Here is a 25,632-nt window from a genome sequence, read left to right on the forward strand (position 1 = left end):
AACGACACGTGCGAGCTCTTGAGCATCCCGCAGCGGATGTGCCCAAGGTCTCCAACCGAATTTCGAATTACGAGAAGTGAAACCACTACCATGATGCGCAGCCATTATTGCGGCCAACTGAACGAAAGCCTGGAAGGCCAGGAAATTACCCTTTGCGGATGGGTCCACCGTCGCCGTGACCACGGTGGGGTGATTTTCCTCGATATCCGTGATCGTGACGGTCTGGCCCAGGTAGTGTTCGATCCAGACCGTGCAGAAAGCTTTGCCGCCGCCGACCGCGTACGCAGCGAGTTCGTCGTGAAGATCACCGGCAAGGTTCGCCTGCGTCCGGCCGGTGCTACCAACGCCAACATGGCGTCGGGCATGATCGAAGTCCTGGGTTATGAACTGGAAGTGCTGAACGAGTCGGAAACCCCGCCGTTCCCACTGAACGAGTTCTCCGACGTTGGCGAAGAAACCCGCCTGCGTTATCGCTTCCTCGACCTGCGTCGCCCGGAAATGGCCGAGAAGCTGCGTCTGCGTTCACGCATGACCACCAGCATCCGTCGCTTCCTGGACGAGAACGGCTTCCTCGACGTCGAGACGCCGATCCTGACCCGTGCCACCCCGGAAGGCGCACGTGACTACCTGGTGCCTAGCCGTACTCACGCTGGTTCGTTCTTCGCCTTGCCGCAATCGCCGCAGCTGTTCAAGCAACTGCTGATGGTGGCCGGGTTCGATCGTTACTACCAGATCGCCAAGTGCTTCCGCGACGAAGACCTGCGCGCCGACCGCCAGCCGGAATTCACCCAGATCGACATCGAGACCAGCTTCCTCGATGAAAAAGAGATCATGGGCCTGACCGAGCAAATGATCCGCAACCTGTTCAAGGAAGTGCTGGGTCTGGAATTCGGTGATTTCCCGCACATGACCTTCGAAGAAGCCATGCGCCGCTACGGTTCCGACAAGCCTGACCTGCGTAACCCGATGGAACTGGTTGACGTTGCCGACCAGCTCAAGGAAGTCGATTTCAAGGTGTTCAGCGGCCCGGCCAACGACCCGAAATGCCGTATCGCCGCCTTGCGCGTTCCGGGCGGGGCAAGCATGCCGCGCAAGCAGATCGACGATTACACCAAGTTCGTCGGCATCTACGGTGCCAAGGGCCTGGCGTACATCAAGGTCAACGAGCGCGCTGCCGGTGTTGAAGGTCTGCAGTCGCCGATCGTGAAAAACATCCCTGAGGCCAACCTCAACGTGATCCTCGATCGCGTTGGCGCGGTCGATGGCGACATCGTGTTCTTCGGCGCCGACAAGGCCAAGATCGTCAGCGAAGCCCTGGGTGCGCTGCGGATCAAGCTCGGTCACGACCTGAAACTGCTGACTTGCGAGTGGGCACCGATGTGGGTCGTCGACTTCCCGATGTTCGAAGAAAACGACGACGGCAGCTTCAGCGCCTTGCACCACCCGTTCACCGCGCCGAAGTGCACGCCGCAAGAGCTTGAGGCCAACCCGGCCGGCGCTCTGTCCCGTGCCTACGACATGGTGTTGAACGGTACCGAGCTGGGTGGCGGTTCGATCCGTATTCATCGCAAAGAGATGCAACAGTCGGTGTTCCGTCTGCTGGGCATCAACGAAGCGGAACAGGAAGAGAAATTCGGCTTCCTGCTCGACGCCCTGAAGTACGGCGCACCGCCGCACGGTGGCCTGGCCTTCGGTCTGGACCGTCTGGTGATGCTGATGACCGGCGCCCAGTCGATCCGTGAAGTGATCGCCTTCCCGAAAACCCAGAGCGCGGCAGATGTCATGACTCAGGCGCCGGGTCAGGTGGATGCCAAGGCATTGCGCGAATTGCATATTCGTCTGCGCGAAACGCCTAAGGCCGAGTAAGGCTGGTTAGAAGGGCGCATCTCTGGATGCGCCCTTTCTTTATAGGCAGAGCTGTACAGGATTTCTGTTTGCCGGCCGACGCAATGCAGCGCGGCGGGCAATGTTTCAAAGAGAATTCGGAGCGAGATATGGCAGGTCATTCCAAGTGGGCGAACATCAAGCACCGCAAAGAACGTCAGGATGCCAAAAAAGGCAAGATTTTCACCAAGTGGATTCGTGAGCTGACCGTCGCGGCCCGTCAGGGTGGTGGTGATCCAGGTTCCAACCCACGTCTGCGTCTGGCGTTGGACAAGGCCCTTGGCGCGAACATGAGTCGCGACATCATTGACCGCGCAGTCGCCCGTGGTGCCGGCGCCGCCGATACCGACGATATGGTCGAACTGACCTACGAGGGCTACGGCCCGGGTGGCGTCGCGGTGATGGTCGAGTGCATGACCGACAACCGTAATCGCACCGCAGCTGCGGTTCGCCACGCGTTCAGCAAATGCGGCGGCAATCTCGGCACTGACGGCTCGGTGGCTTACCTGTTCGAGCGCAAGGGGCAGATTTCCTTCGCCGCCGGCGTGGATGAAGACGCGCTGATTGAAGCGGCCATGGAAGCCGACGCTGACGACGTGGTGACCAACGAAGACGGTTCTATCGACGTGTTCACTTCGTTTGCCGGTTTCTATGCCGTTCGTAACGCGCTGGAAGCGGCCGGTTTCAAGGGTGATGATGCAGAAATCGTCATGCTGCCGACCACCAGTGCCGAGCTCGATCTGGAGGGTGCCGAGAAGGTCCTCAAGCTGATCGATATGCTAGAAGACCTGGACGACGTGCAAAACGTCTACTCCAACGCGGAGATTCCGGAGTCGGTGGCCGCACAGCTCGGTTGAGGTATTGAAAGATCGCAGCCTTTACCCGTTCCCGTAGGAGCTGGCGAAGCCTGCGATCTTTTGATTTTCGGTGGTTTATTTAAAAGATCGCAGCCTTCGGCAGCTCCTACACAGTTATCCTCCGTTAACCGCGATCTCTTTCTGCAGGCGTTATGACTTTAATCCTTGGTATCGACCCCGGTTCGCGCATCACCGGTTATGGTGTTGTTCGCGATACCGGCCGTGGTTGCGAGTATGTGGCCTCCGGCTGCATCCGTACCGGCGCCGGCGAGTTGCATGAGCGCTTGCAGATTGTCTATCGCGGTGTCCGGGAAATCATTCAGACGTACCATCCGGTAACCATGGGCATCGAAAAGGTGTTCATGGCGCGCAACGCCGACTCTGCCCTGAAACTGGGCCAGGCCCGCGGTGCCGCCATTGTGGCGGGCGCGGAAGAAAACCTGGAAATTGCCGAATACTCCGCGACCCAGGTCAAACAAGCCGTGGTCGGCACCGGCGCGGCGAATAAAGAACAAGTGCAGATGATGGTCATGCATATGCTGAAATTGACCAGCAAACCTCAGATCGATGCCTCGGACGCCCTGGCCATTGCCATTTGTCATGCTCATACCCGGTCCAGCCTGTTGCCCCACGGTCTGGGTGCGGCACGCAGTCGTGGCGGGCGCCTGCGTCTCTGATAGCATCAGCAGTCATTTTCATGGAATGTGGAATTTTCGCCTGGGTTGTCGGCGATACTTCCTCATTCCGTCAGTCGCTGGCCCAGAGCTGGCCAACGCTCAAGGATTTGTAACGTGATTGGACGTTTGCGCGGCACCCTGGCTGAGAAGCAGCCACCGCATCTGATTCTGGATGTAAATGGTCTGGGTTATGAGCTTGAAGTGCCCATGACGACTCTGTATCGCTTGCCGTCGGTCGGTGAGCCGCTGACCTTGCACACCCATCTGGTCGTGCGCGAAGACGCGCAGTTACTCTATGGTTTTGTCGGCAAGCGTGAGCGAGACTTTTTTCGCGAATTGATCCGCCTCAATGGTGTCGGGCCAAAGCTGGCCCTGGCCTTGATGTCTAGCCTGGAAGTCGACGAGTTGGTCCGCTGCGTGCAGTCCCAGGACACCTCGGCGCTGACCAAGGTGCCGGGCGTGGGCAAGAAGACCGCCGAGCGTTTGCTGGTGGAACTGAAGGATCGTTTCAAGGCATGGGAAACCGTACCGGCCATGTTTGCGCTGGTACCGAACCAGCCGGATGGGCCAGCCCCGGTGAACACCGCTGAAAACGACGCGGTCAGCGCCTTGATTTCCCTGGGTTACAAACCCCAGGAGGCAAGCAAGGCGGTGTCTGCGATCAAGGAGAAAGGTTTGAGCAGCGAAGACATGATCCGCCGTGCCTTGAAGGGGATGATCTAAGTGATTGAAGCTGATCGTCTGATTGCTGCCACGACGGCCCCTCGTGACCGCGAGGAAGTCCAGGATCGCGCCATTCGCCCGGTCAGTCTGGCCGAATACATCGGCCAGCCGACCGTTCGTGAACAAATGGAGTTGTTCATCCAGGCGGCGCGCGGGCGTAACGAATCGCTGGATCACACCCTTATCTTCGGCCCGCCGGGCTTGGGTAAAACCACCCTGGCAAACATCATTGCCCAGGAAATGGGCGTGTCGATCAAGAGCACGTCCGGCCCGGTGCTGGAACGCCCCGGTGATCTGGCGGCGCTGCTGACCAACCTTGAACCACATGATGTGTTGTTCATCGACGAAATCCATCGGCTGTCACCGATCGTCGAAGAAGTGCTTTACCCGGCCATGGAAGATTTCCAGCTCGACATCATGATCGGCGAGGGGCCGGCGGCGCGCTCGATCAAACTGGATCTGCCACCGTTCACCCTGGTCGGCGCGACCACGCGGGCAGGGATGCTGACCAACCCGTTGCGCGACCGTTTCGGCATCGTTCAGCGTCTTGAGTTCTACAACAACGCTGACCTGTCGACGATTGTCAGTCGTTCGGCGAGCATTCTCGGTTTGCCGCTGGACCCGGAAGGTGCGTTCGAAATCGCCCGCCGTGCTCGCGGCACCCCGCGGATCGCCAACCGCTTGCTGCGTCGGGTGCGCGATTTCGCCGAAGTGCGTGCCAAGGGGCATATCACCAAGCCGATTGCCGACCTGGCGCTGAACCTGCTGGACGTTGATGAGCGTGGCTTCGATCATCAGGACCGACGTCTGTTGTTGACCATGATCGAGAAGTTCGATGGCGGTCCGGTCGGTGTGGACAGTCTGGCCGCCGCGATCAGCGAGGAGCGCCACACCATTGAAGACGTGCTGGAGCCTTACCTGATCCAGCAGGGCTACATCATGCGCACGCCACGGGGGCGAGTGGTGACGCGACATGCCTACCTGCATTTCGGTTTAAACATTCCGTCACGATTGGGCGAAATGCCCGTGGTAGACGAGTTTCTTGATGTCGTGGACGATTAATCACCTTTGCGTGCTGATTTTTTCGGGCAATGTGTGGTCCCACGACCGTACTTTTGCGCGAAAGCCGCAGAACAATGAAAAACAGTTGCCTGGCCGGATTGGCAACCTGAGGAGTAAGCACTAGAGTATGCGCGCGCAAAACGGGCTGGAGCCTTTCGCACATCGTTGTCGCGTTTATTACGAGGACACCGATGCGGGCGGCATCGTGTATTACGTTAATTACCTCAAGTTTATGGAACGGGCTCGAACCGAGCGGCTACGAAATCTGGGCTTTGCCCAATCGCAGCTGGCAGGTGAGGACCTGTTGTTTGTCGTGCATTCCAGCGAAGCGCGTTACCACGCGCCGGCGCGACTGGACGACGAACTGCTGGTAAGCGCTGAAGTAATCGAATTGAACCGTGTCAGCCTGCGTTTCAAGCAGCAGGTCAGGCGGGCTACGGATGATGCGCTGCTCTGCGAAGGGCAGTTTCTGGTGGCCTGTGTGCGCACTGAAAGTTTAAAACCCCGGGCCATTCCCGAAGCTCTACGAGCGGCCTTTGCCGACGTGAGCGGCGCGGGTACACACTCAAAGCAGGAGATAAAGCGTGGAAGCTAACGTCGTCGACCATTCCTCCATGTGGAGCCTGGTCAGCAATGCCAGTATCGTGGTGCAACTGGTAATGCTGACCCTGGTAGCCGCATCGGTGACCTCATGGATCATGATCTTTCAGCGCAGCAACCTGCTGCGCGCCGGTCGACGTGCCCTGGAGAGCTTTGAAGAGCGCTTCTGGTCGGGTATCGACCTGTCCAAACTCTACCGTCAGGCCGGCAGCAACCCGGACCCTGATTCAGGCGTCGAGCAAATTTTCCGCGCCGGCTTCAAGGAATTCTCCCGTCTGCGCCAGCAGCCAGGCGTGGACCCGGAAGCGGTCATGGAAGGCGTGGCCCGTGCCATGCGCGTTGCCATTTCCCGTGAAGAAGAAAAGCTTGAGCAGAGCCTTCCGTTTTTGGCGACCGTTGGTTCCGTGAGCCCGTACATCGGTCTGTTCGGTACGGTGTGGGGCATCATGAACTCCTTCCGTGGTCTGGCGACCGCGCAGCAAGCGACCCTGGCCACTGTGGCTCCGGGTATCGCCGAAGCACTGATCGCTACCGCGATCGGTCTGTTCGCCGCCATTCCTGCCGTAATCGCCTACAACCGTTTTGCCGCTCGCAGCGAAACGCTGATCAGCCGTTACTACACCTTCGCCGATGAATTCCAGGCGATCCTGCACCGCAAAGTGCACACCAGCGAAGAATAAGCAGGTAATTTCCAATGGCTTTAATCGCTCGAGCTCGCAAAAAGCGCAAGCCGGTTGCCGAGATGAACGTGGTGCCTTACATCGACGTGATGCTGGTACTGCTGGTCATTTTCATGGTGACCGCGCCGATGCTCAATCAGGGCGTGAAAGTTGATCTGCCCAAGGTTTCCAGCGAAGCCTTGCCGCAGGACAACAACACCCAGGTCCTGACCATTTCGATCAAGGCTGACAAGACCTATTACTGGAACCTTGGCAGCGAAGTCGATACAGAAAAGCAGCAGGACAAGGCCATGACCTTGCCGCAGATGACCGACGCCGTGACCAAGATCATTCGCGCCGGCAACGAAGGCGGCAAGCACACCCAAGTGTTCATTCGTGGCGACAAGACGGTCGACTACGGCGCCGTCATGGGTGCAATGGGCGGGTTGCAGAAAGCCGGGGTCGGTAATGTTGGCTTGATTACCGAGGCACCCTGATGCAACAAATGCGAGAGCCGTCCGCCTCGGAAAGTTACTTCTGGCCCAGTGTCTGGGCGATTGGCTTGCACGTGCTGGTGTTCGGCATGCTGTTTGTCAGTTTCGCCTTTACCCCGGAGTTACCGCCGGCCAAGCCGATTGTCCAGGCGACCTTGTACCAGCTGAAATCGAAAAGTCAGGCGACCACCCAGACCAATCAGAAGATTGCGGGTGAAGCGAAGAAGTCCGCCGCGCGCCAGACCGAAGTCGAGCAGTTGGAACAGAAAAAGGTCGAGCAGGAAGCGGTGAAGGCTGCGGAACAAAAGAAAGAAGAAGCGGCTCAAAAGGCCGAGGAAGCCAAGAAGGCCGACGAGTCGAAGAAAGCGGAAGAGGCGAAAAAGGCTGACGAAGCCAAGAAAGCCGACGAAGCGAAGAAGACTGCTGAAGCCAAGAAGGCAGAAGAGAAACAATTGGCTGATATAGCCAAGAAGAAAGCGGAAGAAGAAGCCAAGAAGGCTGCTGAAGAAGAGGCCAAGAAAGCGGCCGCTGAAGAAGCCAAGAAAAAGATCGTCGAAGACGCAAAGAAGAAAGCCGCGGAAGACGCCAAGAAGAAAGCTGAAGCTGAAGAGGCGAAGAAGAAAGTCGCCGAAGACGCGAAGAAGAAAGCCGCTGCCGACGCTGCGAAGAAAAAATCGCAGGATGCGGCACGTAAATCCGCCGAAGACAAAAAGGCCCAGGCCTTGGCAGATTTGCTTTCCGATACGCCACAGCGTCAGCAGGCCTTGGCCGATGAGCAGGGTGACGAAGTCGCCGGCAGTTTCGATGACCTGATTCGTGCACGTGCTGCGGAAGGCTGGGCTCGTCCACCTTCGGCGCGCAAAGGCATGACAGTGGTGTTGCAAATCGGCATGTTGCCGGACGGTACGCTGACCTCGGTAAGCGTTTCCAGGTCCAGCGGCGACGGTCCGTTTGACGCATCGGCTGTGGCAGCGGTGAAGAATATTGGACGTTTGACAGAAATGCAGGGAATGAAGCCGAGCGATTTCGCTCCGTATCGTTCATTCAAGATGACATTCACACCTGAGGATCTAGCCTTGTGAGAAACCTTCTTCGAGGAATGCTCGTCGTTATCTGCTGCATGGCAGGGTTAGCGATGGCAGATGAGAAAAACATTCTGGTCACCAGCGGCAGCGATCGGGCAACTCCGATTGCAGTCGTGCCGTTCGGTTTCCAGGGCGGCAGCGTGCTGCCGGACGATATGGCCGAAATCATCGGTAACGACCTGCGCAACTCGGGTTACTACTCGCCGATTCCAAAGCAGAACATGATCAGCCAGCCAAGCCAGGCCAGCGAAATCATCTACCGTGACTTCAAGGCGCTCGGTGCGCAGTACGTCATGGTTGGCAGCATTGTTCCGGCCGGCGGTCGCCTGCAGGTGCAATACGCACTGTTCAACGTCGCCACCGAACAGCAAGTGCTGACCGGTAGCGTGTCGGGTGGCGTTGATCAACTGCGCGACATGGCGCACTACATCTCCGACCAGTCGTTCGAAAAACTCACGGGTATCAAAGGTGCGTTCTCGACTCGCTTGCTGTACGTGACGGCCGAGCGTTTCTCCGAAAAGAACACTCGCTACACGCTGCAGCGTTCGGATTATGACGGTGCCCGTGCGGTAACCCTGCTGCAATCGCGTGAGCCGATCCTGTCGCCGCGTTTTGCACCGGACGGCAAGCGCATCGCTTATGTCTCCTTCGAGCAGAAGCGTCCACGCATCTTCATGCAGAACATCGACACCGGTCGCCGTGAGCAGATCACCAACTTCGAAGGTCTGAACGGCGCGCCAGCCTGGTCGCCGGATGGCAATCGCCTGGCGTTCGTACTGTCGAAAGACGGCAACCCGGACATCTACGTGATGAACCTCGGTTCGCGTCAGATCACTCGCGTTACCAACGGTCCCGGCATCAACACCGAACCGTTCTGGGGCAAGGATGGTTCGACCATCTACTTCACGTCTGACCGTGGCGGCAAACCACAGATCTACAAGACCAGCGTCGGTGGTGGCGGTGCTGAACGTGTGACTTTCGTCGGTAACTACAACGCCAACCCTAAACTGTCGGCTGATGAAAAGACGCTTGTCATGATTCATCGTCAGGATGGTTTCACCAATTTCAAGGTGGCGGCCCAGGATTTGCAGCGCGGTAGCGTAAAAATCCTCACTGATAGCACTCTGGACGAGTCGCCTACTGTCGCGCCCAACGGCACCATGGTAATCTACGCCACCCGCCAGCAGGGCCGGGGAGTCTTGATGCTCGTGTCCATCAATGGACGCGTAAGGCTCCCGCTTCCTACCGCACAAGGCGAAGTCAGAGAACCTTCCTGGTCCCCTTACCTGAACTGACGCGGCGCTTTACGTTGTACTTAACACACTGGGGTTCATTAGGAGTTTCACGATGGAAATGCTGAAGTTTGGTAAATTTGCTGCGCTGGCACTGGCCATGGCTGTAGCTGTAGGTTGCTCGTCCAAAGGCGGCGACAATGCCGGTGAAGGCGCGGTAGATCCAAACGCTGGTTACGGCGCAAACACTGGTGCAGTTGACGGCTCCCTGAGCGAAGAAGCTGCACTGCGCGCTATCACCACTTTCTACTTCGAATACGACAGTTCGGATCTGAAACCAGAAGCCATGCGCGCTCTGGACGTTCACGCCAAAGACCTGAAAGCAAACGGCGCTCGCGTTGTTCTGGAAGGCAACACCGACGAACGTGGTACTCGTGAGTACAACATGGCACTGGGCGAGCGTCGTGCGAAAGCCGTTCAGCGTTACCTGGTACTGCAAGGTGTTTCCCCAGCTCAGCTGGAACTGGTTTCCTACGGCGAAGAGCGTCCAGTTGCTACCGGTAACGACGAGCAGTCCTGGTCTCAAAACCGTCGCGTCGAACTGCGTAAGTAATTCGTCATGCGAACGTGCCGTCGTGCTGTAACTGTTTTGGCTCTCAGCCTCGCTCCGCTTGCGGTGTGGGCTGCGGTTCCTGTGGTCGAGGACAACTCCGGCTATAACAATAGCGGGAGCAGTTATCCGCCTGCAGGTTACGGTACGAGCGGCGCCTATGCCGGGGGAGGGGTTTCGACCCCTGTCTCGGCACAGGGCCAGCTGTTCAACCAACTGCAACAAATGCAGGATCAGATCTCGCGCCAGCAAGGTGTGATCGAAGAACTGCAAAATGATGTAGCGCGCATGAAGCAGGAAAGCCTGGAGCGATACCAGGATCTTGATCGGCGCATAGGAACCGGCGTTGCACCAGCCGCGACTCCTGATAATTCTTCCACCGGTGGCGATTTGAATGCCCCCGGCGCAGCAGCAGCTGCAGGCGCTGGCGCAGCGGCCGCTCAAGCGCCCGCCGCGGGTAGCGAGCCAGCGGATCCGGCGAAGGAAAAGCTCTATTACGACGCTGCCTTCGACCTGATCAAGGCCAAGGATTTCGACAAGGCCAGTCAGGCTTTCGCCGCTTTCCTGCGCAAATACCCGAACAGTCAGTACGCGGGCAATGCCCAATACTGGCTGGGCGAAGTGAACCTGGCCAAAGGTGATCTGCAAGGTGCAGGTCAGGCATTTGCCAAGGTTTCCCAGCTGTATCCCAAGCACGCCAAAGTGCCTGATTCGCTGTACAAGCTTGCTGATGTAGAGCGCCGCCTGGGTCATACCGACAAGGTCAAAGGCATTCTGCAGCAGGTCGTGTCCCAGTATCCGGGCACGTCGGCCGCTCAGTTGGCACAGCGCGATCTGCAAAAAATGTAAGGCTGCCTGACCTGTTTCGAAGAAACCCGCGCTTGTCGCGGGTTTTTTCGTTAGAATTCACGCCCTTTTTATGAAACACGCTTTTTGGTGCCTGCGCATTGCCGGGGTTCCTTGAAGTGCCTGACGGAGGCGGACAGCCTGTTTAGCTGTTACGCCCGTGGCGACTATGCAAGACACATTGAGAATCACCGAAGTTTTCTACTCGTTGCAGGGTGAAACACGGACTGCCGGGCTGCCCACTGTTTTTGTGCGCCTGACCGGTTGTCCTCTGCGTTGCCAGTACTGCGACAGCGCCTACGCCTTCACTGGCGGGACCATCCGCACCCTCGATGACATCCTCGAGCAGGTCGCCGGATTCCGTCCGCGTTATGTCTGTGTCACGGGCGGCGAGCCTTTGGCCCAACCCAACGCCATTCCATTGCTCAAACGCTTGTGCGATGCCGGTTACGAAGTGTCACTGGAAACCAGTGGCTCTATTGATATCTCGGCGGTGGATTCCCGAGTCAGTCGCGTTGTCGACCTGAAGACACCGGGTTCGAAGGAAGCACACCGCAACCGCTACGAAAACATTGAACTGCTCACACCCAACGACCAGGTGAAGTTTGTCATCTGTTCGCGGGAAGACTATGACTGGTCAGTGTCCAAGCTGATCCAGTACGGTCTGGATCGGCGTGCCGGTGAAGTGCTGTTTTCGCCAAGTCACCATGATCTCAATGCTCGGGATCTGGCGGATTGGGTGGTGGCGGACAATCTGCCAGTGCGCTTGCAATTGCAGCTGCATAAATATCTTTGGAATGACGAGCCGGGGCGCTGAGATGACTGATCAATTGAACACCACCGAAAAACGCGCGGTCATCTTGCTGTCTGGCGGTCTGGATTCCGCCACCGTCGTGGCCATGGCTCGCGCCGAAGGCTACAGCTGCTACACCATGAGCTTCGACTATGGTCAGCGCTCCCATGCCGAACTGCACGCCGCGGCGCGTGTTGCTCGCGATCTGGGTGTAGTCGAGCACAAAGTGATCGGCCTTAACCTGAACGGCATGGGCGGCTCCGCACTGACGGACAGCAGCATCGATATTCCAGAAGAGTTGGGTGAGGGCATTCCGGTGACTTACGTGCCAGCGCGTAACACGGTGTTCCTGTCTCTGGCGTTGGGCTGGGCTGAAGTGCTTGGCGCACGTGACATCTTCATCGGTGTGAATGCGGTGGACTACTCCGGTTACCCGGATTGCCGTCCCGAATTCATCGAGTCTTTCGAGCGCATGGCCAATCTGGCCACCAAGGCCGGTGTCGAGGGCAATGGTTTCCGCATCCAGGCACCGCTGCAAAACCTCAGCAAGGCGCAGATCGTCCAGGCGGGTGTGAAGCTGGGGGTGGATTATGGCCTGACCGTTTCCTGCTATCAGGCCGATGATAACGGCCGTGCATGCGGTAAGTGCGACAGCTGCCGACTGCGTGCAGAAGGCTTTGCGGCAGCCGGAATCAGCGATCCAACCCCTTATTTTTGATTTATTTCAAAATAGGTGTTGAATAGTCCTTAAAAATCAGTATTATACGCGCCACCACACAGCGGGTCGTTAGCTCAGTTGGTAGAGCAGTTGGCTTTTAACCAATTGGTCGTAGGTTCGAATCCCACACGACCCACCATTTTCAAAGCAGTTTTAAAAGTCTGGAAGGCCCACGCAAGTGAGGATTTCCGGATTTTTTTTTGCCTGCGATTCAGGGCGGCCACTTCAGGCTGCACCGCATGACCAAGTCAGAATCACCTTTTGCATCCGTCGGATATTCTGTAGCCTTGCGCAGCTCCAACGCTGTCCGTGCCTGATCAATACTCACTTTCCCGGCGGTACCCTGAAGGGTCCGGAGCCGGGTGTATACTCGACTTTCGCGCGAATGCGCCTGCAGGTCTTGCGAACATGACGCAGATTTCCGAACGCCTTCTGGTTCAAGCCCACCTCGATGCCAAGCAGCCCAAGCCGCTGACCGCTGACGAAGAGGCTTACTATCGCGCCGCCATCGCTGCCGAGCTCAAGGCTCAGGACGCGGTGCTGGTTGCACACTTCTATTGCGATCCGGTGATTCAGGCCCTGGCCGAAGAAACCGGAGGCTGCGTTTCCGACTCGCTGGAAATGGCCCGTTTCGGCAACGCTCATCCGGCCAGGACAGTCGTTGTCGCCGGCGTGAAATTCATGGGTGAGACGGCAAAAATCCTCAACCCTGAAAAACGCATCCTCATGCCGACCCTGGAGGCGACCTGTTCGCTGGACCTGGGTTGCCCGGTCGATGAGTTTTCGGCGTTTTGCGATCAGCATCCGGAGCGCACGGTGGTGGTATATGCCAACACCTCCGCGGCGGTCAAAGCCCGGGCGGACTGGGTCGTGACTTCAAGCTGTGCCCTGGAGATCGTTGAAAGCCTGATGGATAACGGCGAAACCATCATCTGGGGCCCGGACAAGCACCTGGGCACCTACATTCAACGCAAGACCGGCGCCGACATGCTGCTGTGGGACGGTGCCTGCATCGTTCACGAAGAGTTCAAGTCCAAGCAGCTCGAAGACATGAAAGCGCTGTACCCGGATGCGGCGATCCTGGTGCACCCTGAATCGCCGACCTCGGTGATCGAACTGGCGGATGCCGTAGGCTCGACCAGTCAATTGATCGCGGCGGCACAGAGCCTGCCTAACAAGACGCTGATCGTCGCAACCGACCGCGGCATCTTCTACAAGATGCAGCAGCTGTGCCCGGACAAAGTCTTCATCGAAGCGCCTACGGCCGGTAACGGCGCCGCATGCCGCAGTTGCGCGCATTGCCCGTGGATGGCGATGAACACGCTTGAGCGCACGCTGAAGAGCTTGAAGGAAGGCGCGAATGAGATCTTTGTGGATCCGGCGCTGATTCCGCAGGCGATTCGCCCGCTGAAGCGGATGCTTGATTTCACTCAGGCTGCGCGGATGAAGCTGGCCGGTAACGCATAAAGTCAAAAGCCAAGATCAAAAAGATCGCAGCCTTCGGCAGCTCCTAGATGGTTTTGTTTTCACCTGTAGGAGCTGCCGAAGGCTGCGATCTTTTTTGTGGCTGTTACTTGGTTTTCTTTGGAATCCGCACCAGCTGCGTATTTGAATACATGTCATGCCAGCTGCGTTTCTGCTTGTCGAACAGCGACCAGAAGAACCCCAGTCCAACGCACAGCAGTGAGGCGATCGACACCACAAAGCGCAGTAGCGCCTGCCACAGGCTGATGGACGAACCATCGGTATTCTGTACCCGAATGCACCACACCTGCATGCCAAGCGTCTGGCCGGAATACGTCCAGAACTTGGCGAAGAACCCAAACAGTACAAACAGCAGGACCGTCGAGAGCAAAGGATCACCATCCAGAGCCCCGGCTTCGGTCAGGGTGCGCATTTTTTCTTCGCCAATGATCGCCATCTGAACCATCTTGTAGATGCCGCTGGTGACGATCAGCAGGGCAGTGCACAACAGAAAGTCGTAAAACATCGCTGCCAGGCGACGACCCAGGCCTGCGACAGGAAAGTCGCCCTGAGGGGTAAGCAGGTGTTTCGACATGGCAGGCTCTCGGTGGAAAAAGAAAGCCATTTTACGGATTTACGCGCACAAAAAAGCCCCTGATGTCAGCATCAGAGGCTTTTTCGTAACAGAAGATTAGGCTTCTGCTTGAACTTCGTCAGCCTGCATGCCTTTCTGGCCCTGCACGGCGATGAAGGTCACTTTCTGGCCTTCTTTCAGGCTCTTGAAGCCGTTGCCCTGGATTGCGCGGAAATGCACGAACAGATCCGGACCGCTTTCAGGAGTGATAAAACCAAAACCTTTCTCGTCGTTAAACCACTTGACGGTACCGCTCTGACGTTGGGACATTTCTTATTTCCTTTGACGCAAAAATTAATGACAGTCTCCTTCACATGAAAGAGTACTGGGGCTGGTTGCAGGAGAGTAAGAAGACGTCGAACGGGATGTAGCTAACTTGTAGGCTACTGCCCAGGTCACGATTCCAAGCGACCCATGCAAACACAGTGAACAAACTCTACGCCAACTACGGGAGAAAAAACAAGCCCCCGTAGAAGGCCCGTATTTGCTCAGGTTGATGGCGTTTAGTCAGTTCAGCAGGTGCTCTATGCAGGTGCCTTGTTCAATTGTGTTCGATCGTTATAAGCAAAGTTCATAATCGAAGCTTAGAGCTAAAACAGTGCACTGCTTTATGGCGGTTGCGTTACACATTAGTGCACTGTTAACGCAACCGCGTTACTTATAGGAACAGTTAATCAGCCGCGATAGTAGCGTTGAGGAACAAATGGCATTTTGCTTACCAGCAAAGGCACCTTTTTCCCACGAACAATCGCCCAGACAGGTGTGTCCAGCGCGACGTAAGCGCTGTCGACGTAACCCATTGCCAAAGGACCCGCCAGGGTCGGCCCGAAACCACCGCTGCAGACGGCGCCAATGATCTCGCCAGTCTCGTTGACTATTTCGGCACCTTCGCGCACCGGGGTGCGTTCTTGCGGCAACAGGCCAACACGTTTACGGCTGACACCGCCTTGCTGCTGGACGAATACGTTTTCAGCGCCAGGGAAGCCGCCGGCACGTGCGCCATCGGCACGACGCGGTTTGGAAATCGCCCACAGCAAGCTCGCTTCGATCGGGGTGGTGTCGGTGTTCATGTCGTGGCCATACAGGCACAGGCCGGCCTCCAGGCGCAGGGAATCGCGGGCGCCAAGGCCAATGGCCTCCACTTCCGGTTCGGACAGCAGGGCGCGCGCCAAGGCTTCTGCGTTGGCCGCCGGCACGGAAATTTCGAAACCGTCTTCGCCGGTATATCCCGAGCGGCTGATGAAGCAATCCGCGCCCAGCAAGTTGACGCGGGCGAACTGCATGAACGTCATCTTCGCAACGGTAGGTGCCAGACGTGCCAGTACTGTTACGGCAGCAGGACCTTGAAGGGCCAGCAGGGCTCGTTCTTCGAACAAGGGTTCGATCGTGCACTGTTCGCCGATGTGCTTGCGCAGATGCGCCAGGTCCTGATCCTTGCAGGCGGCGTTGACCACCAGGAACAGTTCGTCGTTACCCAGATTGGCAACCATCAGGTCGTCGAGGATGCCGCCGGTCTCGTTGGTAAACATGGCGTAGCGCTGCATGCCCACCGGCAGGTCGATGATGTCCACCGGCACCAGGGTTTCCAGGGCCTTGGCGGCGTCAGCGCCTGTCAGGCGGATCTGGCCCATGTGCGAGACATCGAACAGCCCGGCCTGATCGCGAGTGTGCTGGTGTTCTTTCATCACGCCCAACGGGTATTGCACGGGCATGTCATAACCGGCGAACGGCACCATGCGCGCGCCGAGTTCGATGTGCAGGGCGTGCAAGGGGGTTTTCAACAGTTGTTCGGTGGACATATTCAGCTCCTGAAAAGTTGTGCAGATGAGCGCACATCAGCACTCGATAATGTTGACCGCCAAACCGCCGCGGGCGGTTTCCTTGTATTTGCTTTTCATATCGGCGCCGGTCTGGCGCATGGTGCGGATGACCTTGTCGAGGGAGACGAAGTGTTGCCCGTCACCGCGCATGGCCATGCGCACGGCATTGATGGCCTTGACCGAGCCCATGGCGTTGCGCTCGATGCAAGGCACCTGTACCAGCCCGCCAATCGGGTCGCAGGTCAGGCCGAGGTTGTGTTCCATGCCGATCTCGGCGGCGTTTTCCACTTGCTGCACGGTGCCGCCAAGGACTTCGCACAAAGCGCCCGCAGCCATCGAACACGCCACGCCGACTTCGCCCTGGCAGCCGACTTCGGCGCCAGAGATCGAGGCGTTTTCTTTGTACAGAATGCCGATGGCCGCGGCCGTCAGCAGGAAACGCACGACGCCGTCGTCATTCGAACCCGGGATAAATCGCATGTAGTAATGCAGCACGGCGGGAATGATCCCGGCGGCGCCATTGGTCGGCGCGGTCACAACGCGCCCGCCATTAGCGTTTTCTTCGTTGACCGCCAGCGCGTAGAGGTTGACCCAGTCGAGCACTGACAGTGGGTCGCGCAATGATGATTCGGGGTTCTTGCACAGTTGCCGGTGCAGCGCGGCGGCCCGTCGCTTGACCTTCAGGCCGCCGGGCAGGATGCCTTCATTGCGGCAACCGGCGGCGACGCAGTCCTGCATCACCTGCCAGATTTTCAGCAGGCCGGCGCGGGTTTCCGCTTCCGGCCGCCAGGCGCTTTCATTGGTCAGCATCACCTGGCTGATCGACAGCCCATATTTGACGCAATGACCGAGCAAGTCCTTGGCGCTTTTAAACGGGAATGTCAGGGGGGTGGTGTCTTCGACGATGCGGTCGGCGCCGGCAGCGTCCTCATCGACCACAAATCCGCCGCCGACCGAGTAGTACTCGCGGCTGCGGATTTGCAGCCCAGCGGCGTCGAATGCGCGGAAGATCATGCCGTTGGGGTGATAGGCCAACGGTTTGCGAATCATCGCCAGGTGTTCTTTCTCGTTGAACGCAATGCTGTGTTCACCGAGCAGGTTCAAACGACCGTTGCTGCGAATCTCTTGCAGGCGCGCTACGACGGTTTCGGTGTCGACGGTGTCCGGGTGTTCGCCTTCCAGGCCCAGCAGCACAGCCTTGTCGCTGCCGTGCCCCTTGCCGGTAGCGCCGAGAGAACCATACAGCTCGACTTTGATGCTGGCGGTGGCTTCAAGCAGGTTTTCGCGGCGCAAACCTTCGACGAAGCGCGCAGCAGCGCGCATCGGGCCGACGGTGTGGGAGCTGGAGGGGCCGATGCCAATCTTGAACAGGTCGAACACGCTTAACGACATGAGTTGTTCTCCGGTTTCTTGTTATAGGAATTCGCGGATTGTCAGGCTTGATGCAATCCTTGTGGGAGCTGGCTTGCCAGCGATGACGGTGTGTCAGGCAACAGAAATGTAGGCTGATCCATCCTCATCGCTGGCAAGCCAGCTCCCACAGGGTTTTGTGATGTTCCTGGATAAGGGGGCGAGCAGACCCGCCCCCTTATCCGTTTAAGCGTAGCTTTCGATCGACGGGCAGGCGCACACCAGGTTGCGATCGCCAAACACGTTGTCGACACGACCGACCGGCGGCCAGTACTTGCCTTCGATCAGCGAGGCAACCGGGTAAACGGCCTGCTCGCGGCTGTAAGGGTGGGACCACTCACCGACCAGCTCTGCCGCCGTGTGCGGAGCGTTTTTCAGTGGGTTGTCTTCCTTGTCCAGGGTGCCGTTTTCCACTGCGCGGATTTCTTCGCGGATGCGGATCATGGCGTCGCAGAAGCGGTCCAGCTCTTCCTTGGATTCGCTCTCGGTCGGCTCGATCATCAGCGTTCCAGCGACCGGGAACGACATGGTCGGGGCGTGGAAACCAAAGTCGATCAGGCGCTTGGCCACGTCATCGACGCTGATGCCGCTGCTGTCTTTGAGCGGACGCAGGTCGAGGATGCATTCGTGCGCGACCAGGCCGTTACTGCCGGTGTACAGCACTGGATAGTGCTCTTCGAGGCGACGGGAAATGTAGTTGGCATTGAGGATTGCCAGCTGCGAAGCGCGCTTGAGACCCGCGCCCCCCATCATACGAATGTACATCCAGGTGATCGGCAGAATGCTTGCGCTGCCGAACGGTGCTGCGCAGACCGCGCCTTCCTTGCGTTCCATCTGGGCGTGGCCCGGCAGGAATGGAGTCAGGTGCGATTTCACGCCAATCGGGCCGACACCCGGGCCGCCACCGCCGTGTGGAATGCAGAAGGTCTTGTGCAGGTTCAGGTGCGAGACGTCCCCGCCGAACTTGCCCGGGGCGCAGAGGCCGACCATTGCGTTCATGTTGGCGCCGTCGATGTACACCTGGCCGCCGTTGTCATGAATGATGCCGCAGATTTCGCGGATGCCTTCTTCGAACACACCGTGGGTCGACGGGTAGGTGATCATCAGCGCGGCGAGGTGTTCGCGGTGCTCGATGGCCTTGGCGCGCAGGTCTTCGATGTCAACGTTGCCACGGGCATCGCAAGCAGTCACGACAACGCGCATGCCAGCCATTTGGGCGGTGGCCGGGTTGGTGCCGTGGGCCGACGACGGGATCAGGCAGATGTCGCGACGGTCTTCGCCACGGCTCTGGTGATAGGCGCGAATAGCCAGCAGACCGGCGTATTCACCTTGGGAACCGGCGTTCGGTTGCAGCGAGATCGAGTCGTAACCGGTGGCGGCGCAGAGCATCGCTTCCAGTTCGTCGGTCAGTTGCTGGTAGCCGGCACTTTGCTCGGCTGGAGCGAACGGGTGCAGGGCGCCGAACTCGGCCCAGGTCACCGGGATCATTTCGCTGGCGGCGTTGAGTTTCATGGTGCACGAGCCCAGCGGGATCATGGTGCGGTCCAGTGCCAGGTCCTTGTCGGCGAGCTTGCGCAGGTAGCGCATCAGCTCGGTTTCCGAATGGTAGCGGTTGAACACCGGGTGGCTGAGGATCGGCGATTGACGCACCAGCGCGGCCGGGATAGTGCTGACCACCGAAGCGGCGAGAGCAGCGAAGTCCGGCAGTGCTTTACCCTCGGCGAAAATGCCCCACAGGGTTTCAACGTCGGCCTGGGTGGTGGTTTCGTCGAGGGACAGGCCCAGACGTTCGGCGTCGACCACGCGCAGGTTGATCTGCTGGGCGCGAGCCTGTTCGTGCAGTTTGGCGGTGTTGGCGCCAGTGGCTACGGTCAGAGTGTCGAAGAAGCTTTCCTGTTCAACGCCCAGGCCCAAAGCGTTCAAGCCCTTGGCCAGGATCGCGGTCAGGTGATGCACGCGATTGGCGATCTGCGTCAGGCCTTTTGGACCGTGGTACACGGCGTACATGCTGGCGATGTTGGCCAGCAGCACTTGTGCGGTGCAGATGTTGGACGTGGCTTTCTCGCGGCGGATGTGTTGTTCGCGGGTCTGCATCGCCAGGCGCAGGGCCGGCTTGCCGAAACGGTCCACGGATACGCCGACCAGACGGCCTGGCATATCACGCTTGAACGCATCTTTGGTGGAGAAGTAGGCCGCGTGCGGGCCACCGAAGCCCAGTGGTACGCCGAAGCGTTGGGCGCTACCGATGGCCACGTCGGCGCCGAATTCGCCTGGCGGGGTCAGCAGGGTCAGCGCCAACAGGTCAGCGGCTACGGCAACCAACGCGTGGGCGGCGTGGAAGCGTTCGGTCAGTTCGCTGTAGTCGAACACATCACCGTTGCTTGCCGGGTATTGCAGCAGGGCGCCGAAGAAAGCGCTGACGTCGGTCAGCTCACGCTCGTCGCCAACCACCACGTCGATGCCCAGTGGCTCGGCACGGGTGCGCAGTACGTCGAGGGTTTGCGGGTGGCAATGCGCGGAAGCGAAGAACTGGTGGCTGCCCTTGTTCTTGCTCAGGCGTTTGCAGAACGTCATGGCTTCGGCAGCGGCGGTGGCTTCGTCGAGCAGGGAAGCGTTGGCGATCGGCAGGCCGGTGAGGTCGCTGATCAGGGTCTGGAAGTTCAGCAACGCTTCGAGACGCCCCTGGGAAATTTCTGGCTGGTACGGGGTGTAAGCGGTGTACCAGGCCGGGTTTTCCAGCAGGTTGCGCAGGATCGGCGACGGCGTGTGGGTGCCGTAGTAGCCTTGGCCGATGTGAGTCTTGAAAAGCTGGTTCTTGCCGGCGATGGACTTGATCAGCGCCAGGGCATCGGCTTCGCTCAGACCGTCTTCCAGGCCGAGGACGCTGGTGCCCTTGATGCTGTCGGGAATAACGCTGGCGCTCAGGGCTTCCAGGCTGTCGAAGCCAAGGCTGTTGAGCATGGCTTGCTCGTCACCGGCACGAGGGCCGATGTGACGGGCGATGAATTCATTGGCGGTACTTACATTTACAACAGCAGGATTCACTTCAGTCATGTCTGTGCTCCTCAGGCTTCGGCTTGGGCTTTGATCAGGCGGTCGTAGGCGTCCTGATCCAGCAGTTGGGCGACTGCTTGAGCGTCGCTTGGCTGGAAACGGAAGAACCAGCCTTCGCCCAGCGGATCTTCGTTGACCAGCTCAGGGCTGCTGTCGAGCGCCGGATTCACTTCCAGCACTTCACCGTCCAATGGCATGTAGACACCGCTTGCAGCTTTTACCGATTCAACCGTGGCGGCTTCGGCGCCTTTTTCGTAGGACTGCAGCTCAGGCAGTTGTACGAAAACCACGTCGCCCAAGGCGTTTTGTGCGAAAGCGGTGATGCCGACCGTAACGCTGCCGTCAGCTTCGGTGCGCAGCCATTCGTGATCTTCAGTAAAACGCAATTCGCTCATGGAAACTCCTAAGGGGCCAGACTCGTCTGGTGGACGCGATTGAAAGCTGGGGCAATGCCCGGTTATGACGGACTACATAGCAAGAACGCGGCCAATGTTTATTTTTCTATTAAATTCAATGACTTATATTAATTTTTGGGTGGCTGGATTTCGATGGCTGTAGCGAAATCGCTACGCCGTATGTCGCTGATAAAAGGCGAGGTGGATCAAAGCCTTGCAGGGCCGTGATCGGGGAGGGGTGTAGCGATATCGTTCCGCTGTAGCGCTTTCAGTACAGGTGGGGGTCGTTTTTAGACGTGATTTTCCGATGCATGGACATTCACGACCTGTAGGAGCCGGCTTGCTGGCGATCGCGATTTTGCAGACGCCATCGTCAGCAAGCCGGCTCCTACAGGTCGGTGTTCATCAGACTTTTCAGGCCTTGCCGGGAATCCCGTACTTGCGCAACCGATGGGCAATCGCGGTGTGGGAGGTTTGCAGGCGGGTTGCGAGTTGGCGGGTCGAGGGGTAGCTGGCGTAAAGTTTTTCCAGCAGGGTTTTCTCGAATTCGTCCATGGCCTGTTCCAGGCTGTCGACCTCGTGGTCGCCCTGGCGAGCGACCGAGGTGCCGGCGATGTCGAGGTCGCCGATGTCCACCAGGCTACTCTCGCAAATCGCGGCGGCACGGAAAATCACGTTCTGCAGTTGCCGTACGTTGCCGGGCCAGCGGTTGCCCAGCAGTGCCGGATAAGTGCCCGGCGCCAGGCGGCAGACCGGGCGCTGGATCTGCGCGCAGGCCTGCTGCATGAAGTAGCGAGCTAGCAGCAGGATGTCCTGGCCGCGTTCGCGCAGGGGCGGGACTTCGACATTGAGGACGTTGAGGCGATAGAACAGGTCTTCGCGAAACAGGCCTTCGCTGACCATTTTCTCCAGGTCGCGGTGGGTCGCGCTGAGGATACGTACGTTGACCTTCACCTCACGATCACCGCCCACCCGGCGAAAGCTGCCGTCGTTGAGAAAGCGCAGCAACTTGGCCTGCAAGTACGGTGACATCTCACCGATTTCGTCGAGGAACACCGTGCCCTGGTTGGCCAGTTCCATCAGCCCCGGTTTGCCGCCCCGTTGCGCGCCGGTGAAGGCGCCGGGGGCATAACCGAACAACTCGCTTTCGGCGAGGTTCTCCGGCAATGCCGCACAGTTCAACGCGAGAAATGGTGCGCTGTGTCGGGCGCTGATGGCGTGGCAGGCTCTGGCCACCAGTTCTTTGCCGGTGCCGGTTTCGCCCTGGATCAGCAGCGGTGCATCAAGGGTCGCGACCCGCTGGGCGCGTGCCTTCAGGGTGCGGATCACCGGGGATTCACCGAGCAGCGCGTCAAATCCTTCGGCGTGATCGTGGTGCAGTGCGGACAGGCGTTCGCCGATGCGGTTGGGCTGATACAGGGTCAGCAGGGCGCCGGCATCGGTGATTGGCGTGGCGTCCAGCAGCAAAGTCTGGCCGTTGACCGTGATTTCCCGCAGCGGCAGGCGAAAGCCGTGTTCAAGCAGGGCATCAAGCAAGGCCGGGTCGGCAAACAGGTCGGCGACGCTTTCACCGGCCGGTTCGCGACCGTACAGGGCGATCAATGCCGGGTTGGCCAGCAGCACCTTGCCGTCACTGTCCAGCGCCAGTACCGGGTCGGTCATGGCCGCGAGCAATGCATCGAGCTGCAAGTGTCGGCGCTGGCCGGGCAATATGTCGACCACCGTCACCGCTTGCACGCCACGTACGCTGAACAATGCATCGCGCAACTCTTCGAGGACCTGCGGGCTCAGGGTCGGGGCGTCGATGTAGACGTTGGGTGGAACCATTTCCACCGCATCCAGGTTGAGATTGCGCCCGCCGAGCAGGGCCAGGACTTCCTGGGTAATGCCGACGCGGTCGATGAAGCTGACGTGGATACGCATGGGGCGGTTTCGGGTTCTGCAGTGCGGAGGGGGGCAAGTATGCCTTGGTGAAGGGGTAGAGGTGAAATCCGCAGTCAGGTACAGCACCTTTAGGAGCCGGCATGCTGGCGATTCGGACGGTGCGGTATGTCAGTAATACCGCGTTATCGTTCATCGCTGGCAAGCCAGCTCCTACAAGGGATAGGGGTTACTCGAATTTCTCGAGATCTATCGGGTCGCCCGATTTCATATTCAGTTGATCGCGGATGTCTTCGAACATCAGGTCGTAATGTTCATGTGACGAACCAATAGCGATTTTTTCTTTGGGAATGCCATATTTTTCGGCGATTTTCGTCACATTGCTCGCGAAGTTGTAGGCTTCTTCCTTGGGCAGGAAGAAGGGCTCCTTCAGTTCCTTGCCCTGAATGGTGCCATGCATGGTGAACTGAATGCCTTTTTCCCCTTTGGGGTTCTTGCTGACTTCATAGTCGAGGTGAATGTTGTAACTCACATCATCCTTGTTCAGCGCATGGCGCTCGATGTGCAAGTGACCAGGATCAAACGTTGCCATAAACACCTCTCCCTACAAGTAAGTAATGCCCGGTGTCGCCGTGCTGATGCGTGTGCCGGCGGTGCCCAGAATGATCGATTCAATGTCCGCCAGCGAGCCGATCACTGCGACTTTTCCAGTATGGCGTGCAAATTCGCAAGCTGCCTGCACCTTCGGTCCCATGGATCCGGCGGCGAAGCCGAGCTTTTCCAGTTCATCGGGGTGCGCCTGGGCGATGGCTTTCTGCGTCGGTTTGCCGAAGTCGATGAAGGCCGCGTTGACGTCGGTGGCGATCACCAGCAGATCGGCTTCAAGCTGTTCGGCCAGCAGCGCCGAGCACAAGTCCTTGTCGATGACGGCCTCGACGCCCTCCAGTTTGCCGGGGGACGTGTACATGGTTGGAATGCCGCCGCCACCGGCGCAGATCACGATGCTGTTTTTTTCCAGCAGCCACTTGATCGGACGGATTTCGAAGATGCGTTTCGGTCTTGGGCTGGCAACCACACGCCGATATTTGTCGCCGTCCGGGGCGATGGCCCAGCCTTTTTCGGCGGCCAGTGCCTCAGCCTCTGCTTTGGTATAGACCGGACCGATGGGTTTGGTTGGATTCTTGAACGCCGGGTCGTTGGCGTCGACTTCGACCTGGGTCAGCAAGGTAGCCAAGGGCACCTCGAAGTCCAGCAGGTTACCCAGTTCCTGTTCGATGATGTAGCCGATCATGCCTTCGGTCTCGGCACCGAGAACGTCCAGCGGATAGGGCGAAACCGAGGTGTAGGCCGCCGCCTGCAATGACAGCAGACCGACTTGCGGACCATTGCCGTGGGCGATGACCAGTTGGTTGCCGGGGTGGATCCTGGCGATCTGTTCGGTGGCGATCCGGATGTTGGCGCGCTGGTTGTCAGCGGTCATGGGTTCACCACGGCGGAGCAGGGCGTTGCCGCCCAGGGCTACGACGATACGCATGGTGCAGTCCTTCTAAACAGAGGAAAGGCAAACAACTCGATCCCCTGTAGGAGCAAGCTTGCTCGCGATAGGATCGCCGCGGTCGGTCAGAGATACCGAGGCGTGGCTATCGCAGGCAAGCCAGCTCCCACAGTGACCATGTCGTGTCAGTGGGAGCTGTATGGCTTACAGATCAGCCAGGGTCGACACCAGAATCGCCTTGATCGTGTGCATGCGGTTTTCCGCTTGCTCGAAGGCGATGCAGGCCGGCGACTCGAACACGTCATCGGTCACTTCGATGCCGTTGTTCAGGAACGGGTACTGCTCGGCAATCTGCTTGCCGATCTTGGTGTCGCAGTTGTGAAAGGCCGGCAGGCAGTGCATGAACTTGGTGCGCGGGTTGCCGGTGGCTTTCATCAACTCGGCGTTGACCTGATACGGCAGCAGTTGCTGGATGCGCTCAGCCCAGGCTTCGACCGGTTCACCCATCGACACCCAGACGTCGGTGTGGATGAAGTCCACGCCCTTGACCGCTTCTTTCGGGTCTTCGGTGAAGGTGATGCGCGCGCCGCTTTCTTCGCCATACTGTTTGCAGCGGGCCACCAGATCGTCCGCCGGCCACAGGGCTTTCGGCGCGCAGATGCGCACGTCCATGCCAAGCTTGGCGCCGATCAGCAGCAGCGAGTTACCCATGTTGTTGCGCGCATCGCCCAGGTAGGCGTAGCTGATCTCGTGGATCGGCTTGTCGGCGTGTTCGCGCATGGTCAGCACGTCGGCGATCATTTGGGTCGGGTGATATTCATCGGTCAGGCCGTTGAATACCGGGACGCCGGCAAACCTGGCCAGCTCTTCGACGATTTCCTGCTTGAAGCCACGGTACTCGATGGCGTCATACATGCGCCCGAGCACGCGGGCGGTGTCTTTCATGCTTTCCTTGTGACCGATCTGCGAAGAGTTTGGGTCAATGTAGGTGACGTTCGCGCCTTGGTCATAGGCCGCGACTTCGAAGGCGCAACGGGTGCGGGTCGAGGTCTTTTCGAAGATCAGGGCGATGTTGTTGCCCTTCAGGTGTTGCTGTTCGGTGCCGGTGTACTTGGCACGCTTGAGGTCGCGGGACAGGTCGAGCAGGTAGCGCAATTCGCGAGGGGTGTGGTGTTCCAGGCTCAGCAGATTGCGGTTGTGAATATTGAACGCCATTTTGGATCTCCTTGGGTTTGGGTA

25 protein-coding genes and 1 tRNA gene are annotated in these 25,632 nt (G+C 58.7%); 16 read left to right on the forward strand and 10 right to left on the reverse strand.

Translation table 11 applies throughout. The features are described 5' to 3' along the window. The first annotated feature begins 90 nt into the window (after positions 1 to 90). The 16 genes from aspS (at position 91) to nadA (ending at position 13,707) form a co-directional block, all read left to right on the forward strand. Positions 91 to 1,866, forward strand: a complete 1,776-nt coding sequence (gene aspS, locus AD668_RS05030; RefSeq protein ID WP_053155323.1) for an aspartate--tRNA ligase — start codon at positions 91 to 93, stop codon at positions 1,864 to 1,866. Positions 1,867 to 1,994: 128 nt separating this feature from the next. Next, positions 1,995 to 2,741 (forward strand): YebC/PmpR family DNA-binding transcriptional regulator, encoded by a 747-nt coding sequence (locus tag AD668_RS05035; RefSeq protein WP_053155325.1) that lies wholly within the window; start codon positions 1,995 to 1,997, stop codon positions 2,739 to 2,741. Between the two features lie 152 nt (positions 2,742 to 2,893). Further along, positions 2,894 to 3,418 (forward strand): crossover junction endodeoxyribonuclease RuvC, encoded by a 525-nt coding sequence (ruvC, locus tag AD668_RS05040; protein WP_046042207.1) that lies wholly within the window; start codon positions 2,894 to 2,896, stop codon positions 3,416 to 3,418. Between the two features lie 114 nt (positions 3,419 to 3,532). Continuing rightward, positions 3,533 to 4,141: a Holliday junction branch migration protein RuvA gene (gene ruvA, locus AD668_RS05045; protein WP_007995640.1), complete on the forward strand. Its 609-nt coding sequence runs from the start codon at positions 3,533 to 3,535 to the stop codon at positions 4,139 to 4,141. Next, positions 4,142 to 5,203 carry a Holliday junction branch migration DNA helicase RuvB gene (ruvB, locus tag AD668_RS05050; RefSeq protein WP_053155327.1) on the forward strand — a complete coding sequence of 354 codons (1,062 nt, stop codon included), beginning with the start codon at positions 4,142 to 4,144 and terminating at the stop codon, positions 5,201 to 5,203. Between the two features lie 127 nt (positions 5,204 to 5,330). Then, positions 5,331 to 5,798, forward strand: coding sequence for a tol-pal system-associated acyl-CoA thioesterase (ybgC, locus tag AD668_RS05055; protein ID WP_053155328.1), 468 nt, complete (start codon positions 5,331 to 5,333; stop codon positions 5,796 to 5,798). Next, positions 5,788 to 6,483 carry a protein TolQ gene (gene tolQ / locus AD668_RS05060; RefSeq protein ID WP_034149144.1) on the forward strand — a complete coding sequence of 232 codons (696 nt, stop codon included), beginning with the start codon at positions 5,788 to 5,790 and terminating at the stop codon, positions 6,481 to 6,483. The genes ybgC and tolQ overlap by 11 nt, the downstream gene beginning before the upstream one ends. 23 nt (positions 6,484 to 6,506) lie before the next feature. Beyond that, positions 6,507 to 6,959 carry a protein TolR gene (tolR, locus tag AD668_RS05065; RefSeq protein ID WP_172681793.1) on the forward strand — a complete coding sequence of 151 codons (453 nt, stop codon included), beginning with the start codon at positions 6,507 to 6,509 and terminating at the stop codon, positions 6,957 to 6,959. Beyond that, positions 6,959 to 8,038 carry a cell envelope integrity protein TolA gene (gene tolA / locus AD668_RS05070; protein ID WP_053155333.1) on the forward strand — a complete coding sequence of 360 codons (1,080 nt, stop codon included), beginning with the start codon at positions 6,959 to 6,961 and terminating at the stop codon, positions 8,036 to 8,038. Before tolR ends, tolA begins: the two co-directional genes overlap by 1 nt. Before the next feature lie 17 nt (positions 8,039 to 8,055). After that, positions 8,056 to 9,336, forward strand: a complete 1,281-nt coding sequence (gene tolB / locus AD668_RS05075; protein WP_172681794.1) for a Tol-Pal system beta propeller repeat protein TolB — start codon at positions 8,056 to 8,058, stop codon at positions 9,334 to 9,336. A 52-nt stretch (positions 9,337 to 9,388) separates the two neighbouring features. Continuing rightward, positions 9,389 to 9,886 carry a peptidoglycan-associated lipoprotein Pal gene (gene pal / locus AD668_RS05080; protein WP_053155337.1) on the forward strand — a complete coding sequence of 166 codons (498 nt, stop codon included), beginning with the start codon at positions 9,389 to 9,391 and terminating at the stop codon, positions 9,884 to 9,886. A 6-nt stretch (positions 9,887 to 9,892) separates the two neighbouring features. Beyond that, a complete protein-coding gene (gene ybgF, locus AD668_RS05085; RefSeq protein WP_053155339.1) occupies positions 9,893 to 10,732 on the forward strand; it encodes a tol-pal system protein YbgF in 840 nt (279 codons plus the stop codon). Positions 10,733 to 10,898: 166 nt separating this feature from the next. Next, complete coding sequence (gene queE / locus AD668_RS05090) at positions 10,899 to 11,546, forward strand: 7-carboxy-7-deazaguanine synthase QueE (protein WP_053155342.1); 648 nt, start codon at positions 10,899 to 10,901, stop codon at positions 11,544 to 11,546. 1 nt (position 11,547) lies between these two features. Further along, a complete protein-coding gene (gene queC / locus AD668_RS05095) occupies positions 11,548 to 12,240 on the forward strand; it encodes a 7-cyano-7-deazaguanine synthase QueC (RefSeq protein WP_053155344.1) in 693 nt (230 codons plus the stop codon). A gap of 63 nt (positions 12,241 to 12,303) precedes the next feature. After that, positions 12,304 to 12,379 (forward strand) — tRNA-Lys (locus AD668_RS05100). Positions 12,380 to 12,648: 269 nt separating this feature from the next. Continuing rightward, on the forward strand, positions 12,649 to 13,707 hold the full coding sequence (nadA, locus tag AD668_RS05105; RefSeq protein ID WP_053155346.1) for a quinolinate synthase NadA: 1,059 nt from the start codon (positions 12,649 to 12,651) through the stop codon (positions 13,705 to 13,707). Positions 13,708 to 13,810: 103 nt separating this feature from the next. Here nadA and AD668_RS05110 read toward each other — a convergent pair whose 3' ends face one another. The 10 genes from AD668_RS05110 to AD668_RS05155 all read right to left on the reverse strand — a co-directional run bounded on the left by AD668_RS05110 (position 13,811) and on the right by AD668_RS05155 (position 25,608). Then, entirely contained in the window at positions 13,811 to 14,299 is a 489-nt protein-coding gene (locus AD668_RS05110; RefSeq protein ID WP_053155348.1) for an RDD family protein, read from the reverse strand. Between the two features lie 96 nt (positions 14,300 to 14,395). Continuing rightward, complete coding sequence (locus AD668_RS05115) at positions 14,396 to 14,608, reverse strand: cold-shock protein (protein WP_007977299.1); 213 nt, start codon at positions 14,606 to 14,608, stop codon at positions 14,396 to 14,398. Positions 14,609 to 15,012: 404 nt separating this feature from the next. Then, a complete protein-coding gene (gene gcvT, locus AD668_RS05120) occupies positions 15,013 to 16,137 on the reverse strand; it encodes a glycine cleavage system aminomethyltransferase GcvT (protein WP_053155350.1) in 1,125 nt (374 codons plus the stop codon). A 36-nt stretch (positions 16,138 to 16,173) separates the two neighbouring features. Continuing rightward, complete coding sequence (locus AD668_RS05125) at positions 16,174 to 17,550, reverse strand: L-serine ammonia-lyase (RefSeq protein WP_053155352.1); 1,377 nt, start codon at positions 17,548 to 17,550, stop codon at positions 16,174 to 16,176. A 204-nt stretch (positions 17,551 to 17,754) separates the two neighbouring features. Beyond that, complete coding sequence (gcvP, locus tag AD668_RS05130) at positions 17,755 to 20,622, reverse strand: aminomethyl-transferring glycine dehydrogenase (protein WP_053155354.1); 2,868 nt, start codon at positions 20,620 to 20,622, stop codon at positions 17,755 to 17,757. A gap of 11 nt (positions 20,623 to 20,633) precedes the next feature. Then, on the reverse strand, positions 20,634 to 21,017 hold the full coding sequence (gcvH, locus tag AD668_RS05135; RefSeq protein ID WP_053155356.1) for a glycine cleavage system protein GcvH: 384 nt from the start codon (positions 21,015 to 21,017) through the stop codon (positions 20,634 to 20,636). Positions 21,018 to 21,431: 414 nt separating this feature from the next. After that, the gene (locus AD668_RS05140) at positions 21,432 to 22,940 is read right to left on the reverse strand and encodes a sigma-54-dependent transcriptional regulator (protein WP_053155357.1); all 1,509 of its coding nucleotides are present in this window, start codon (positions 22,938 to 22,940) and stop codon (positions 21,432 to 21,434) included. A gap of 187 nt (positions 22,941 to 23,127) precedes the next feature. After that, the gene (locus AD668_RS05145) at positions 23,128 to 23,490 is read right to left on the reverse strand and encodes a DUF5064 family protein (RefSeq protein WP_053155359.1); all 363 of its coding nucleotides are present in this window, start codon (positions 23,488 to 23,490) and stop codon (positions 23,128 to 23,130) included. Positions 23,491 to 23,502: 12 nt separating this feature from the next. Beyond that, positions 23,503 to 24,432 (reverse strand): carbamate kinase, encoded by a 930-nt coding sequence (gene arcC / locus AD668_RS05150; RefSeq protein WP_053155361.1) that lies wholly within the window; start codon positions 24,430 to 24,432, stop codon positions 23,503 to 23,505. A 165-nt stretch (positions 24,433 to 24,597) separates the two neighbouring features. After that, positions 24,598 to 25,608: an ornithine carbamoyltransferase gene (locus AD668_RS05155; RefSeq protein WP_053155362.1), complete on the reverse strand. Its 1,011-nt coding sequence runs from the start codon at positions 25,606 to 25,608 to the stop codon at positions 24,598 to 24,600. Positions 25,609 to 25,632 lie beyond the last annotated feature (24 nt).

The sequence above is a fragment of the Pseudomonas sp. P1.8 genome, assembly GCF_001269805.1.
In the GTDB taxonomy this organism is placed as follows: domain Bacteria; phylum Pseudomonadota; class Gammaproteobacteria; order Pseudomonadales; family Pseudomonadaceae; genus Aquipseudomonas.